The organism is Actinobacillus suis ATCC 33415 (genome assembly GCF_000739435.1).
GTDB lineage: Bacteria > Pseudomonadota > Gammaproteobacteria > Enterobacterales > Pasteurellaceae > Actinobacillus > Actinobacillus suis.
Genome location: NZ_CP009159.1, coordinates 20,611 through 35,146, shown reverse-complemented (window position 1 = coordinate 35,146; position 14,536 = coordinate 20,611). Strand labels below are relative to the sequence as shown.

The window sequence follows — 14,536 nt, the reverse complement described above, 5'->3', positions numbered from 1 at the left end:
CTCCCGTATTTTGCAAAAATAAGCCTCTCATTCGAGAGGCATTTTAGTTATTTGGTTTTAGTGCTTTTCACTTTTTTAACTGCTTTTTTAGCTTCTGATTTTACCGCCGTAGCGTTTTCTTTTGCCGTCTCTTGCACTTGCTGTACAGCTTGTTCCTGCTGCGCCGGTCTTTCAAATCCTTTTTCTTTCATACAAGCATCAAATTTAATTTGATCTTTGCTTTCACCGACAGATTCTTGACAAGCTTTTAAAGCTTCTTCTACTTTTGCGAGCGAATCCGCTTCTGTAACTTGAGAGACCTGAGTAGGCTCATTTGGTGATGAACACGCTGCTAATAACACTGCCAAAGTAGAAATACCGAGTAATTTTTTCATAGTGAAATCCTAATTTGAGTTAAAAAAAGCGGGTAATTCAGTCATTACCCGCTTTTTAGAAGCTTCTCTAAGCAATTAGTTCAGAGATATCTTACACATCATAAGTCGTTGAAGCAGTATTACCGCCACGGCCTGTCCAGTTAGTGTGGAAGAACTCACCGCGTGGTTTGTCGGTACGTTCATAAGTGTGCGCACCAAAGTAGTCACGCTGTGCTTGCAGTAAGTTTGCTGGCACATGCTCTGAAGTATAACCGTCTAAGAACGTGATCGCAGATGCCATACATGGCATTGGGATACCCACTTCAATCGATTTTGCTACCACTTTACGCCAGTCTGCCATTGCATTTTCTAAAATGCCTTTGAAGTAATCATCTGAACCTAAGAATACTAAGTCTGGATTTGCTTCATACGCATCACGAATGTTACCTAAGAAACGGCTACGGATGATACAACCTTCACGCCATAAAAGTGCGGTTGCGCCGTAGTTGATATCCCAGCCGAAATTTTCTGATGCTTCACGAATTAACATAAAGCCCTGTGCGTAAGAAATAATTTTTGAAGCAAGTAATGCTTTACGAACCGCTTCAATCCACACTTTTTTATCGCCTTCAACAGGTGTAATAGTTTTGTTGAATAATTTCGAAGCTGCAACACGTTGATCTTTAAATGAAGATACACAACGAGCAAATACCGATTCAGTGATTAAGGTTAATGGAATACCGAAATCTAACGCATTGATACCGGTCCATTTACCTGTACCTTTTTGACCTGCAGTATCTAAGATTTTCTCAACTAACGGTGTGCCGTCTTCGTCTTTGTAGCCTAAGATATCAGTAGTGATGTCGATTAAGTAGCTATCTAATTCGGTTTTCTTCCACTCTTGGAAAATTGCTTGCATCTCATCGTAGCTTAAACCTAAACCGTCTTTTAAGAATTGGTAAGCTTCGCAAATTAATTGCATATCGCCGTATTCAATACCGTTGTGAACCATCTTCACGAAATGACCCGCACCTTCTTTGCCCACCCAGTCACAGCAAGGCTCGCCTTTATCGGTTTTCGCTGAAATTGCTTGTAAAATCGGTTTAACGTGTTCCCACGCTTCAATGTTACCACCAGGCATAATTGAAGGTCCGTGACGCGCCCCTTCTTCCCCCCCCGAAACACCGGTACCGATAAAACGAATACCTTTCGCCGCTAAATCTTTAACACGACGGTTTGAGTCAGGGTAATTTGAGTTACCGCCGTCAATAATGATGTCGCCTTCTTCTAAATGCGGAAGAAGTGCCTCAATAAATTGATCTACCACTTCACCGGCACGCACCATTAACATCACTTTACGCGGTTTTTCTAATTTCGCCGCTAAATCTTCTAACGAATAAGCACCGATAATATTTGTGCCTTTCGCCGCACCTGCTAAGAACTCATCCACTTTTGAAGTCGTGCGGTTATACGCAACCACTTTAAAACCGTTGTCGTTCATATTTAAAATTAAGTTTTGACCCATTACCGCTAAACCGATAACGCCAATATCGCCTTTTACTGACATTGTTTTCTCCTGTTGGTTTTGATTCGTTACAAGCGGTCGAATTTGTAAAATTTTTTGCAAAATTGACCGCTTGCTGTTCCCCACACTAACGTATGGGGCTAATAAATTGTATGGTTGCTCTGCAACCAAGTAATCTGTCCTTTGCCACAGGGTGGCAATACTTATATATAACCTAGTACGTAAGTGCTAGGTTGTCGCTAATATCTATCTCATGATGGATATCTTTAAACTATATTGAACATAAGTCAGATCTATCAAAGATATTTATGAATCGATAAGTTATTTTTCTAATACTCGTGAATAAAAGCTATGTATAGATTTATAATTAATCGCATTTAATAGTTCTCCAGCATTACTAGCTTTCAATTCTTGCATAACAAGATGAGTCTCTGGATCTATTAATTCTATCACTATTTCCTTATCCCAACTAAAATCAATTTCATCATAATAATATTTATAATTTTTCTGATAAATCCAGACAATCATATTTTCAAGATAAGCTTCATATACAACATCAACATACTCAACACTGGAATTCATTCTCATAACAGGCTTAACCTTATTCCAACTTAATTTCCCATGCTGAGTCATTTTTATTAGCTTATCTATAAAAAAAATAATTTCACTTCTTAGCATCATACTAATTCCCACCTAATTTATATGATTGTTCTTGTTCATTCAATTCTTCCACTATAATTGTAAGCTGTGTTTTGATTTCTCTAACTTGATCTTCAATTATTGATTCATCATGTCCTTTTTTCATATTTCTATTATATTCCTTAATCATTCTATGTAATTCTTTTATATGTTTAGATATATTTTTATTACGTGATTTTATATGTTGTGCCTTAATATCAATTATATTTATCAATTCTTTTATATTATTCTTATTATCTCTATATTCATTTAAATAATTTGCTAAGAGTTGAACTCTATCTTTAAGTTCCTTTTTATATCTTTTTATATTAATTCGCAATAAAAGACTTTCTTTTATTCTTTTTATAAATAATAAGTTAAACAGAGATAAAAAAGCTCCTAAAATAGATAAAATATCGGCAATATTAGAAAGATTAAATACATTCATATCCCAATTCATATAATTCCTTTTAGCTATAAACAATGATCCTAGCTAGTTTACTACAATGACTGTTTATATCCACTCAACACAAACCCCACAGCCATTTCACTATGCAATTCCGCTGTATCAAAAAACGGTAGGGCTGAATCCGATTGATTGATTAATAAACCGATTTCCGTACAACCTAAAATAACGCCTTGAGCACCGAGAGCTGTTAGCTTTTCAATTGTTTTAAGATAAAACGCTTTCGACTGCGGTAAAAATTGCCCTACGCATAGTTCTTCAAAAATAATGCGATGAATTTCTTGCTGAGTTTGTTCATCAGGGACTAACGGCGTGATCCCACGTTGACGTAACCCGTCCACATAAAAATTATCACTCATCGTAAAAGCTGTGCCTAGCAAGGCAACAGTGGTTAAACCTTTCGCTTTTATACTATCTGCAACCGCATCCAAAATATGTAAAAACGGCACTGAAATCGCTTCAACAATCGGAGAGGCCACTTTGTGCATTGTGTTAGTGGCAAGTAAAATACCTTCCGCCCCTGCTTGTTCAAGTAATTTAGCTTGTTGCGCAAGAATTTCACCTGCTTTTTGCCAATCACCACTTTTTTGGCATTGGACTATTTCAGCAAAATCGACACTCGACATAAGGATCTTAGCACTGGCATTACCGCCTAATGCCTGATTGACTGCTCGGTTGATATTCAGATAATAAGAAACCGTACTTTCCGGGCTCATTCCACCTAAGATGCCAAGTGTTTTCATACTTTCTCCTTACGCAAGCGGTCGAATTTGCAGAAAAGTTTGCAAATTCGACCTACTTGGAAATGCCTAAAGGTGGGAGTTTCCCACCTTAAATAATGAGTTTATACGTGTGACTTCTTGAATGCTAGCGCCACAGTTGATAGTAACATTACACCAGCTACAGCGATGTATAAATCTTGTTTCGCCAAGCCGCCGTCGAGCAACATTCCCGCCACTGTCGGTGCAAGAATCGAACCTGCACGCCCTGCACCAATCGCCCAGCCCACACCAGTATTACGGATATCCGCATCATAAGTTGCCGGATTGATGGTGTACAAACCACTGATACAACCGTTCACTAACGCACCGACAACAACTCCCATTGCCATCGCCACACCGAGCGCTGAAGATGAAAGAATAAACACCACAATCGCAATTGCTGATAACACGGTAAATAGCATTAATACTGCTCTTGCCTGCCAACGGCTGGCAATTAAACCGTAGATTAATGAACCGCCGGCACCGCCGATCGAAATTGCCATCCCCACGTTGATACTATCTTCCACCGTCATTCCCGCTTCTTTGAGCAATGCAGGGGTCCACGAGCTAATAAAGTAGAAACTGAACATAATGGCAAAGAATGAAAGCCATAATAGTAATGTCGAGCGGCGATATTTATCACTAAATAGTTGTGAAATCGGTAGTTTAGTTTTTACCGCTTCTACTTTTACCGGTAAATCCCATTCACCATTAAACCCAAAACCGATTTTTGCTGCAATTTGATTTAAACGCGCTTTCGCATTTGCCGGTTGCTTGGTGGTTAAAAAGTCGATCGACTCCGGTAACCAAATAAATAACACCACCCACACTACCGCAGTCATTGCAGCGCCGGCAAAATAAACCGCATGCCAGCTATAAGCCGCTTGTAATTCTTTTGCCATCATACCGCCGATCATCGCACCAATACCGAAACCCGCCGCATAAACGCTAATGGCAAAACTACGCCATTTCTTTGAAGAATATTCACTAGTAATCACATTGGTGCCGACTAAAATACCGCCGACCCCTAAACCGGTGATCACACGTGAAAAACCAAGTATAAATGGCGTGGTCGCTAAACCTGAAATCAACAAGCCAATCGCCGATAATGCCACTGAAAGTAATAATAACGGACGGCGACCGAATTTATCGGCAAGTGGCGCAAGGAAAAGCGAACCAATCGTCATACCGGCTAAACCGGCGCTGACTAACACACCAAATTCGGTTTTAGATAAACCGAACTCTTTAGAAATATTCGTCGCTGTAAATGCAATCGCTAATACATCGAAGCCATCTAAAAAATTCATCACGGCAGCCATGATTACGATTGCCCATTGATATACGCCCATAGGGCTGTTATCAATTGCGTGCCTTAAATTATTTGTATGTTGTTGTGTTTGAATCGTCATAGGAATTCCTTATTAAAGATTTTCATTTAATTGGAATCCTAAATGAAACAATCACAAAGAACAATGCAAATATGCAATACCCGCATTGAAAAATATTAAGCTTTATTATGAATTTCATTCATAATCTATAAGCTATAATAATTTTGCCGCCTCTTGGTCTAAATACCATTCGGTCACACCGTTTTTCGCTTTAATACGAGCCGCCGGATACGGTAGTTTTTCTGCTTCAGTTTCGTAAATTTCTTTTAAGACTTCCGCTTTTGCTGCACCTGTGACTAAGTAAGTAATACGTTTTGCTTGCTCAAGCAATTTAGCGGTTTTTGAAATACGAATTTGACCGCTTTCAGGATGTTTGGCTATCACTGCAACATTCGGGTCATTAAAATCGGTTTGATGAGGGAAAAGTGAAGCGGTATGACCGTCATTCCCCATGCCGAGAATGATCCAATCAAAAGCTAAATCAGGCACACAAGCGGTCAATTCTTGTGAAAATCTTGCAAGTTCTTGTTCTACCGGTTCTTCGCCACGAATACGGTGAATATTTTGTTGAGGAATTTGAATATGATCGAAGAGTAACTTTTGCACTTCACCATAATTACTTTCAGGATCCGTTGGTAACACCATGCGATCATCACCCCACCAAAAATGCAGATTTTGCCATTGGATTGCCGTACTAAATGGCGCTTGCGCTAATGTTTTAAACAATAATTTCGGGGTTGAACCGCCTGATAATGAAATATGTACCGGACGGTTTAATTGGCTGTATAACACAAATTCTTGTGCAATTTTTTCCACCGCTTGCTGAGCGGATGGGAAGGTGATGTAGTTCATTAACATTTCCTTTTAATTCATACTCAAATCTCCCCCAGCCCCTCTTTTCTAAAGAGGGGGCGGCTTAGTTGAATATTTACACCGCACACGAATTATGCTCGATCTACTCCCCTCTTTAGTAAAGAGGGGAAGGGAGATTTGTTAGCTAAATTTATACTTTTTTCTTCATCATACCTGATGGTTTACGCCATACTTTACCGTGTTTCGCGATAAGTTTATCCGCTTCGGTCGGCCCCCAAGTACCCGCTTCGTACTCATAAATTCTGCCTCTCTCCGCTTTATAATCTAAAATCGGCTGCACAAATTTCCAACAAGCGTGTACCGCATCAGTACGAGCGAATAAAGTTGCATCGCCTTTTAACGCATCTAATAATAAACGTTCATAAGCGGTTAATAAGCTTGATGCCGAACTTAAATCCGAGTAACGGAAGTCCATTGAAACTTCTTTCGCATCAAAACCTGCACCCGGTTTTTTCAAGCCGAAGCGCATTGAGATGCCTTCATCAGGCTGCACACGAATAATTAGTTTATTCTCCGGTGCATTTTGGCTGAATACCGGATGTGGTGTCGTTTTAAAATGAATCACCACTTCCGTGACACGCACTGGCAAACGTTTGCCTGTTCGCACATAAAAAGGAACGCCCGCCCAACGCCAGTTATCGATCTCACATTTAAGCGCCATATAAGTTTCAGTATTTGAATCTGCCGGTACGCCTTTCTCTTCTAAGTAGCCGGCAACCATTTGATCATCCACTTCGCCTTTCACGTACTGACCCAACACCACGTTATTTTTCACATCTTCAGCAGTTAACGGATGTAAACAATGCAACACTTTCGCCACTTCATCACGCATTGAATCGGCATTAATAATTGCCGGCGGCTCCATCGCAACCATGGCTAATACTTGTAACAAGTGGTTTTGGAACATATCACGCATTGCGCCCGAACCGTCGTAATAACCGCCACGCTCTTCCACGCCAATTGCTTCCGCACCGGTAATTTCTACGTAATCAATGAAATTACGGTTCCATAAAGGCTCGAATAAACCGTTTGAAAAACGAAGTACAAGTAAATTTTGAACCGTTTCTTTACCTAAATAGTGGTCAATACGATAGATTTGATGTTCTTCAAAATAGTGATGGATTTTTTCATCTAATTCTTTGGCAGTTTTAATGTCATAACCGAACGGTTTTTCCACAATGATACGCTTCCAGCCGAATTCTTCGGTGGTCAAGCCGTGAGCAGCTAAACATTCCGGAATAACGCCATATAAACTTGGCGGTGTAGAAAGGTAATAAAGCGTGTTACCGCAGCTACCGTATTTATCGTGTAGCTCATCTAAACGAGGTAATAACTTCGCATAATCTACCGCATCAGAAGTGTTAACCGCTTGATAATAAAGGTGAGTACAGAAATCGTCTAATGATTGCCCTTCTGCTTTTTCAAATTTGATTAAGGCATCACGCATTTTGCTGCGGAAAGAATCGTCCGTAAGCTCCGATCGAGCGACACCTAATACCGAGAAATGCTCCCCGAGTCGACCAATTTTAAATAAGTTATAAAGCGCTGGGATCAATTTACGGAAAGTTAAATCGCCTGATGCGCCAAAAATAACAATACAACTATTTTCGATATTCATTTTTATATTATTCCCGAATTCGTGAGTCATTTAACTAATATGTAACATTTTTACTGATGTTGCAAATAGCTATTACGAATTAAATTGAAAGATTTTTTCCCAATTCAACTGTTTATCCGCCACCATCACAAAATGAGGGTTTACAAAAGTTGGACGTTGATTATAAGTTAACGGCTCAAAATTCAAATCAAAAATTTTACCGCCAACCTCTGCCAATAAAACTTCTGCTACGGCAGTATCCCATTCGCCGGTATCACCAAATCGTGCATAACAATCTACTTTTCCTTCGGCAATCAAACCGGCTTTTAAGCTGCTTGAGCCATACTGCAAAATTTCCGCTTGATAAGATGAATTGACAGAATTTAATACTTTACTTTGTGCCGATGCCCCCATTGCAATCTTTAAGCAGTTGCTGCAGAGTAAACCTTGATGCCCAACAAGCGGTCGAATTTCATCATTTTCTTGCAAAAATGCACCGTTTCCTGCCATGGCAAAATATGTTTTTGCTAGAATTGGTGCATGAATCACACCTAACACCGGGCGATTATGTTGCACCAAGCCGATCACCACAGAAAATTGATCAGTTCGATCAATAAATTGTTGTGTACCGTCTAGCGGATCAATAATCCAATATTCTTGCCACGATAGGCGCTCTTCCAATGGAATATTGCAATTTTCTTCCGATAAAATTGGCACGTTCGGCGTGAGTTGGCGCAATTTTTCCGTGATAAATTGGCTAATAAACAGATCCGCTTCGGTCACCGGGGTATGATCCGCTTTAATCTTAATTTCGACCGAGCGCTGATAAAAACCTTTCAGGTGTTCTCCGGCTTGCTGCGCTATTTGTTTGACTGATTGTAAAAGCGTTGAATTTAATGACTGCATGCTAAAATTTCCCTATTTTTGACCGCTTGTCAGATACTCTCTTAACATAAAAAGGGCGGCTAGATTTCGTGATTCCGCAAAATTTGGATCAGCAAGTAACTCATCTATTTTTGCCAAAGGCACTCTTACCACTTCTAACGGTTCCGGCTCATCACCTTCTAATTTGGACGGATAGAGATCTTGTGCAATAAATACGTGCATCAGCCCAAACATATGACTCGGGCCGGTATAAAGCGAGCGTAAAAATTCAATTCGTTTTGCACCGAAACCGATCTCTTCTTGTAATTCTCTATTTGCACTTATGATGGGTTCTTCGCCCTGATCAACAATCCCTTTCGGAAACCCTAATTCATAGCGCTCGGAAGCAACCGCATATTCTTTAACAAACATCAGTTCTTGGTTTTGAATCGGAATCACCATTACGGAAGAACGGCGTTGCGGCGTGAGACGCTCAAAAGTGCGTTCTTCACCATTTGAAAAACGCAAATCAACCGCCTGAACCTCAAAAATTCGAGTTTTCGCAATTGTTTCAACGTTCAAAATTTTAGGAAGTTGTTGAGTCTGCATGCTTTGCTCCCACATCAAAATGATGTCATTAAGATACCACATTTACCGAAAATTATTTGTTCTTTTTTATGACATTGTTATCATAATACATTCTGAATTTGAATGTGTGTTTACGGGAAATTATCCACGAATTACCTATAAAAAATGCACTTAACGAGAAGTCAAATGAAACAACCAACATCAAAAGAAGATAATGAAGTTCGCCTTGATAAATGGTTATGGGCGGCACGTTTTTATAAAACACGTTCGATTGCTAAAGCAATGATTGAAGGTGGAAAAGTGCATTATAACGGGCAACGGGCGAAAACCAGTAAAACGGTAGAAGTCGGCGCAATAATTAAACTGCGCCAAGGTAATGATGAAAAAGAAGTGATTGTTACCGCACTCAGTGACCAACGTCGAGATGCACCGGAAGCGCAATTACTTTATCAAGAAACTGAAAAAAGCATTAAACAACGTGAAGCGATTGCTTTTGCTCGCAAAGCAAATGCGCTTTCGATGCCACATCCAGATCGCCGCCCAAATAAAAAAGAGCGCCGTGATCTAGTAAAATTTAAAGATCAAATATTGTAATTTATAAATTGATCCCCATATTAACGACAAGTTTATGGCGCACGTTTTACGTGTGCCTTCTTTTATTTTAACAAGCGGTCAAATTTGCAAATTTTTTTGCAAATCCTACCGCTTTTACTAGGAAAAACCATGAGCTATACAAAAGACAACGACAAACTTTATCGCTATTTATTCCAAAACCGCGCTGTACGTGGCGAATGGGTTCGTTTAAACGATACCTTTACCGAAACGCTGAATACCCACCAATATCCGAAAGCAGTACAAAATTTATTAGGTGAAATGTTAGTCGCAACTAGCCTACTCACCGCAATTATGAAATTTGAAGGGACAATTACCGTGCAAATTCAAGGTGACGGCCCACTCAAATTAGCGGTGGTAAACGGTAATGAACAGCAACAATTACGCGCATTAGCTCGCACGCAAGCGGAAATTGCTGACAATGCAACCTTAAGCGAAATGATTAGTAACGGCGTGTTAGTTATTTCTATTATGCCGAATGACGGCGAACGTTACCAAGGTGTGATTGCCTTAGATAAACCAACCATTCGTGAATGTTTAGAAGATTATTTTATTCGTTCAGAGCAGCTTCAAACCCATTTAGTAATTCGTACCGGCGAATATGAAGGCAAAGCGGTAGCTGGCGGTCTATTATTACAAATTATGCCAGACGGTACCGGTACACCGGAAGACTTCGAGCATTTAATGACGCTTGCCGAAACGGTTAAAGACGAAGAATTATTCGGCTTAGAAGCGGAAGAACTTTTATTCCGTTTATATCACGAAGAACAAGTTGAAGTTTATCCGCCACAAGAGACAAAATTCCATTGCGGCTGTTCTCGCGAGCGTTCAGGCAATGCGATTCTATTGTTGCCAATGGAAGAAATTGATGAAATGCTTGCCGAAAAAAATGGCGTAATTGATATGCAATGTGAGTGCTGCGGTACTCAATATTTCTTTGATAAAAATGCCATTATGGAATTTAAAGAAGAAGCGGACAAATTGACAAAGTTAAATTTATAGATCAAAATCTATAACAATAAGCGGTTGAATTTAAAGATTTTTTTACAAATTTAACCGCTTTTTTGTAAACATTATTGCGGCTAAAATTTGACTAACATAGAATCTCGGTGGGAATTATCCCAGTCTATAATTATAAGGAGATCACTATGATCAACACATTTACTAAACACACCGCATCAACACATATCGTTGATAATGTTTTAGCAAAATATGCACACATATACCCTAATATTTCGAAATTGATGTCAGCCTCTCGAGCTGAAACGACATTCGAACCGAATTTAGAATTACACCCTTCCGCCTTATCCGCATCCTCCAAACCGTCCATTCCAGCCAATGTTATTAAAGCTTTAGAAGATTATGCTGCACAACATCAGCAGCAATCTTTTGATAACGTTAAGTCTGCTTATAAACCCGATACGGATAAAGATGGCATCATTGATTTACATGATAAAAATCCAAATATGTGGAATGTTTCAGATCGTGATCTGAGAATTTTCTCTTCTCTCTCCTATCAAGACAAAACCAAACTCAGTACCTACTTTAACGGTAAATATTCAGACTCACCCTACGCCCAACAAATTAAGGAAGTTGTTGATAACTGGGAAGTTTTACGTACCGAAAGCCCGGGAAGCGGTTTGGATTACGTGATCTTCGGTAACGGAAAAAATGCCGATGGCAGCTATGATAATGTCGTTATCGCTTTCCGTGGTACAAGCGAATTTGCGGATTTAACTGCAGATTTACGCCTAGCCTTCGGTGATACGCCAATGCAAACCGCTTACTTAGATCAAGCTGCGCAATATATTGAAGCATATAAACCGAAAAATGTTTATTCGACCGGTCACTCGCTAGGTGGTTATTTAGCGGAATATTTCGTGGCACATACCATTCAAAGCCGTGCAGGTTGGGATGATATGTTCGAGCGTAGCGCATTATTTAACCCTGCGGTTTTAAAACATCACGGTCTTTCAAGCCAAACACTCAAACAAGCGGCGGATTTAGCCAACAAATTTACCAAAACGGATATGATTGATGATAGTGATAAATCAAATATTGTCACCAAACATAAAACGGATTCTTATATCATCAGTGGCGAATTTGTAGATAAATTCCTCGGTCGTTATGACGGAACAACCTCTTTTGACTTTAAAAAAGGTCAGTTATCCGGACTACACGCCTTATCTAGCTTCTTTGAAAAAGATGATCAGCTAAAAGAAGAATTCTCTCAAGGCTATCGTATGGATTATCATTATTCAAACGATGATAGAGATCAGGACGGCTTAACCGATGTGATGGAAAAACGTATTGGCAGTGATATCAATAATGCGGATACGGATAATGACGGTTATGCAGATGGGCTTGAAATTCACTTAGGCTCAGATGCGCTTGCATCAAATATTATTCCAACGCTGACTGAAAACGGTATCCAGATCGTTGATCTCAATACAAATGGTAACAGCACCACATATAGTATTGATACAGAACAGCCTATGGCATTAATGGCTGAATATCGAGAAGTTGATTTTGCCGCACCAATGGCAATAGAAAGCGAAGCGGTCGAATCAAGTTTATTCACAACAGAGCTTGAACAACCACTTGAAGCAGAAGAACTTAGCTTGCCAAGCGAATTAAGTGAGACTGATGATAGCTTAGAAGCAGCTAACTTCGCTGCAAATGATAGTGAATTTAGCTATGAAACTGCTCTTGATGCGGGCTTTGCTGCAAACCTTGAAGCGCCACAATATGAAGCAGTAGTAATGTAAACTTAAACAAGTTAATTAAAACTGTTCAATAAAACAAGCGGTCAAATTCCTCTTCAACAAAGTATTTGTTAAAAATTTAAAAAATTCGACCGCTTGACTTAGCTACTCTTTACCGACTTTCAGCTTATCCCATATTCTTTCTTCTTGCCCTCGCCATAAACGCTGAATATTATCGTGATGACGATATACCAACAAACAACATACTAATGCAACAGGGAAAGTAAATTCTGGTCTAAACCACCAGATATAAAATGGTACAACTAATGCCGTAACCACTGCACTTAACGAAGAAAAACCAAATAGTAAAAATACAATTAACCAGCTACATAAAGCAGCACCAGCGACAACCGTACTCATTGGCAATAGTGCTCCAAATGCAGTCGCTACGCCTTTACCACCTCGAAACTGAAAAAACACCGGAAAAATATGTCCTAAACAAGCCGCTAAAGCAATAAAACCTATTTCTGAAGGTTCCAATCCTAGCTGAAAAGCACATAACACCGGTAAGCTGCCTTTCAAAATATCAAAGAGTAGTACTCCTAGCGCCGAAATTCTTCCCCCAATACGCAGCACATTCGTTGCTCCGGGATTATGAGAACCTTGTTCTCTAGGATCCGGTAGCCCGGCCAAACGACAGAAAATAATGGCGCTAGAAATAGAGCCTAGTATATAGGCCACAACAATTAATAAATAAGCAGTGGTACTCATAATTTTTCCTTTAATTTCTAGGGGCTACTTCGCTTGTATGCTATATTTTCGTCAATGTTATCATAAACAAATAAGGAAAACTAAAATGGCCGATAAAGTTTTTATCCATGAACTTACCGCTTTTGCTTCCATTGGAGCTTATGATTGGGAGCATACAATTAAGCAGCGTTTGGTATTTAATATTGAAATGGAATGGGATTTCACACAAGCAGCAGCGACTGATGATGTGCAATACTGCTTAAATTATGCGGAAGTTTCAGAAAAGATATTACATTTTGTAGAATCCAAGCCTTTTAAATTAGTCGAAACCGTTGCGCATCAAATTGCCGATCTCTTACAACAAACCTATGGTATTCAAGCACTTAGAATCGAATTACATAAGCCCAAAGCGGTCGCACAAGCAAGCAGTGTAGGCGTTATCGTAGAACGAGGTCGTCATGCAAACTAATATTCGTATCGGCTATGCCAGTTTAATTCTAGCAACAGCCTTCTGGGGCGGGAATTTTGTGTTAGGAAAAGTACTCAGTAACGTGATAGAACCGATTACTCTGACTTATCTGCGCTGGTTTCCTGCTTTAATCATTTTAGCTTGCTTATTTTATCGCCCTACAATAAAAGCGTTTCCAATAATCAAAACGTCAAAAATGCTCATGTGGAGCCTTGGGATATTAGGCGTTGTGCTATTTCCAGCAACGTTGTATCAAGGCTTGAAATCTACTTCAGCCTTAAATGCAAGCCTCTATCTTGCCGTTGTACCAGTTTTAGTGCTGTTTTTAAATTTATTCTTTTTTAGAGAAAAAATTAAACCTGTTATTTTTAGTGGGGCGCTATTAAGTTTGATCGGTGTTATTTGGCTCTTGAGTCAAGGGGATTTAACTCGTCTGGCACAATTAGAAATTAATCAAGGCGATTTATGGACGATTGCATCCGCCGTTAGTTGGGCAATTTATTGCTGTATTATCCGCTTACGCCCCAGCGGTATTAATAATACTGCATTCTTGACCGCACTAGTCGGCCTAGCCGTACTTAGCTTAACGCCTTTCTTTCTCTATGAATTTTGGCAAACTTCTGCAAAAACACTACAAAATTTAACCGCTTACCAATGGCTGGGGGTTGCTTATTTGGTGCTAGGTCCGTCTATACTTTCTTATGCATTTTGGAATTATGGCATTGCGATTATCGGCTCAGCCAAAGCTGCAGTCATGACTAATTTCACGCCTTTGTTTGCTGCATTATTCAGCATTTTGTTGTTAAATGAAGCAATCCATTCATTTCATGTCATTAGTGCGATCTTGATCACAGCCGGCGTGTTGATTTGCGGGTATAATAATTCCCCGTCAAACAAAGGAGAATAA

Annotated in this window: 16 protein-coding genes; 5 read left to right on the top strand and 11 right to left on the bottom strand. The window is 39.6% G+C overall.

Annotated elements, in window-relative coordinates; translation table 11 throughout:
• Positions 1-47 precede the first annotated feature (47 nt).
• From ASU1_RS00185 to nudE, 10 genes are all read right to left on the bottom strand, one after another.
• Complete coding sequence (locus ASU1_RS00185; RefSeq protein ID WP_014990866.1) at positions 48-374, bottom strand: putative periplasmic lipoprotein; 327 nt, start codon at positions 372-374, stop codon at positions 48-50.
• 91 nt (positions 375-465) lie between these two features.
• Entirely contained in the window at positions 466-1,920 is a 1,455-nt protein-coding gene (gnd, locus tag ASU1_RS00180) for a decarboxylating NADP(+)-dependent phosphogluconate dehydrogenase (protein ID WP_014990865.1), read from the bottom strand.
• Positions 1,921-2,199: 279 nt separating this feature from the next.
• Positions 2,200-2,559 (bottom strand): hypothetical protein, encoded by a 360-nt coding sequence (locus tag ASU1_RS00175; RefSeq protein ID WP_014990864.1) that lies wholly within the window; start codon positions 2,557-2,559, stop codon positions 2,200-2,202.
• 1 nt (position 2,560) lies between these two features.
• A complete protein-coding gene (locus tag ASU1_RS00170) occupies positions 2,561-3,016 on the bottom strand; it encodes a hypothetical protein (protein ID WP_014990863.1) in 456 nt (151 codons plus the stop codon).
• Between the two features lie 41 nt (positions 3,017-3,057).
• Positions 3,058-3,765, bottom strand: a complete 708-nt coding sequence (locus ASU1_RS00165) for an aspartate/glutamate racemase family protein (protein ID WP_039194759.1) — start codon at positions 3,763-3,765, stop codon at positions 3,058-3,060.
• A gap of 101 nt (positions 3,766-3,866) precedes the next feature.
• Positions 3,867-5,192 carry an MFS transporter gene (locus tag ASU1_RS00160; RefSeq protein WP_014990862.1) on the bottom strand — a complete coding sequence of 442 codons (1,326 nt, stop codon included), beginning with the start codon at positions 5,190-5,192 and terminating at the stop codon, positions 3,867-3,869.
• Positions 5,193-5,324: 132 nt separating this feature from the next.
• A complete protein-coding gene (pgl, locus tag ASU1_RS00155; RefSeq protein ID WP_014990861.1) occupies positions 5,325-6,023 on the bottom strand; it encodes a 6-phosphogluconolactonase in 699 nt (232 codons plus the stop codon).
• A gap of 151 nt (positions 6,024-6,174) precedes the next feature.
• A complete protein-coding gene (zwf, locus tag ASU1_RS00150) occupies positions 6,175-7,662 on the bottom strand; it encodes a glucose-6-phosphate dehydrogenase (RefSeq protein ID WP_014990860.1) in 1,488 nt (495 codons plus the stop codon).
• Positions 7,663-7,734: 72 nt separating this feature from the next.
• On the bottom strand, positions 7,735-8,547 hold the full coding sequence (cysQ, locus tag ASU1_RS00145) for a 3'(2'),5'-bisphosphate nucleotidase CysQ (RefSeq protein WP_014990859.1): 813 nt from the start codon (positions 8,545-8,547) through the stop codon (positions 7,735-7,737).
• A 12-nt stretch (positions 8,548-8,559) separates the two neighbouring features.
• A complete protein-coding gene (gene nudE, locus ASU1_RS00140; protein WP_014990858.1) occupies positions 8,560-9,114 on the bottom strand; it encodes an ADP compounds hydrolase NudE in 555 nt (184 codons plus the stop codon).
• A gap of 165 nt (positions 9,115-9,279) precedes the next feature.
• On the opposite strand from nudE, the gene hslR reads away from it, so the two are divergent.
• The 3 genes from hslR to ASU1_RS00125 all read left to right on the top strand — a co-directional run bounded on the left by hslR (position 9,280) and on the right by ASU1_RS00125 (position 12,473).
• A complete protein-coding gene (gene hslR, locus ASU1_RS00135; RefSeq protein WP_014990857.1) occupies positions 9,280-9,687 on the top strand; it encodes a ribosome-associated heat shock protein Hsp15 in 408 nt (135 codons plus the stop codon).
• Positions 9,688-9,816: 129 nt separating this feature from the next.
• Positions 9,817-10,707 (top strand): Hsp33 family molecular chaperone HslO, encoded by an 891-nt coding sequence (gene hslO, locus ASU1_RS00130; protein ID WP_039194757.1) that lies wholly within the window; start codon positions 9,817-9,819, stop codon positions 10,705-10,707.
• 146 nt (positions 10,708-10,853) lie between these two features.
• On the top strand, positions 10,854-12,473 hold the full coding sequence (locus ASU1_RS00125) for a Tle-like phospholipase domain-containing protein (protein ID WP_014990855.1): 1,620 nt from the start codon (positions 10,854-10,856) through the stop codon (positions 12,471-12,473).
• A gap of 102 nt (positions 12,474-12,575) precedes the next feature.
• Here the strand turns inward: ASU1_RS00125 and plsY are convergent, their stop codons facing one another.
• On the bottom strand, positions 12,576-13,181 hold the full coding sequence (plsY, locus tag ASU1_RS00120) for a glycerol-3-phosphate 1-O-acyltransferase PlsY (protein ID WP_014990854.1): 606 nt from the start codon (positions 13,179-13,181) through the stop codon (positions 12,576-12,578).
• Positions 13,182-13,266: 85 nt separating this feature from the next.
• On the opposite strand from plsY, the gene folB reads away from it, so the two are divergent.
• Positions 13,267-13,629, top strand: a complete 363-nt coding sequence (gene folB / locus ASU1_RS00115) for a dihydroneopterin aldolase (RefSeq protein WP_014990853.1) — start codon at positions 13,267-13,269, stop codon at positions 13,627-13,629.
• On the top strand, positions 13,619-14,536 hold the full coding sequence (locus ASU1_RS00110; RefSeq protein WP_014990852.1) for a DMT family transporter: 918 nt from the start codon (positions 13,619-13,621) through the stop codon (positions 14,534-14,536). The genes folB and ASU1_RS00110 overlap by 11 nt, the downstream gene beginning before the upstream one ends.

Bases quoted from the DNA above. Each gene is read 5' to 3' on its own strand.
- ASU1_RS00185 (WP_014990866.1), bottom strand. From the start codon at position 374: ATGAAAAAATTACTCGGTATTTCTACTTTGGCAGTGTTATTAGCAGCG.
- gnd (WP_014990865.1), bottom strand. From the start codon at position 1,920: ATGTCAGTAAAAGGCGATATTGGCGTTATCGGTTTAGCGGTAATGGGT.
- ASU1_RS00175 (WP_014990864.1), bottom strand. From the start codon at position 2,559: ATGATGCTAAGAAGTGAAATTATTTTTTTTATAGATAAGCTAATAAAA.
- ASU1_RS00170 (WP_014990863.1), bottom strand. From the start codon at position 3,016: ATGAATTGGGATATGAATGTATTTAATCTTTCTAATATTGCCGATATT.
- ASU1_RS00165 (WP_039194759.1), bottom strand. From the start codon at position 3,765: ATGAAAACACTTGGCATCTTAGGTGGAATGAGCCCGGAAAGTACGGTT.
- ASU1_RS00160 (WP_014990862.1), bottom strand. From the start codon at position 5,192: ATGACGATTCAAACACAACAACATACAAATAATTTAAGGCACGCAATT.
- pgl (WP_014990861.1), bottom strand. From the start codon at position 6,023: ATGAACTACATCACCTTCCCATCCGCTCAGCAAGCGGTGGAAAAAATT.
- zwf (WP_014990860.1), bottom strand. From the start codon at position 7,662: ATGAATATCGAAAATAGTTGTATTGTTATTTTTGGCGCATCAGGCGAT.
- cysQ (WP_014990859.1), bottom strand. From the start codon at position 8,547: ATGCAGTCATTAAATTCAACGCTTTTACAATCAGTCAAACAAATAGCG.
- nudE (WP_014990858.1), bottom strand. From the start codon at position 9,114: ATGCAGACTCAACAACTTCCTAAAATTTTGAACGTTGAAACAATTGCG.
- hslR (WP_014990857.1), top strand. From the start codon at position 9,280: ATGAAACAACCAACATCAAAAGAAGATAATGAAGTTCGCCTTGATAAA.
- hslO (WP_039194757.1), top strand. From the start codon at position 9,817: ATGAGCTATACAAAAGACAACGACAAACTTTATCGCTATTTATTCCAA.
- ASU1_RS00125 (WP_014990855.1), top strand. From the start codon at position 10,854: ATGATCAACACATTTACTAAACACACCGCATCAACACATATCGTTGAT.
- plsY (WP_014990854.1), bottom strand. From the start codon at position 13,181: ATGAGTACCACTGCTTATTTATTAATTGTTGTGGCCTATATACTAGGC.
- folB (WP_014990853.1), top strand. From the start codon at position 13,267: ATGGCCGATAAAGTTTTTATCCATGAACTTACCGCTTTTGCTTCCATT.
- ASU1_RS00110 (WP_014990852.1), top strand. From the start codon at position 13,619: ATGCAAACTAATATTCGTATCGGCTATGCCAGTTTAATTCTAGCAACA.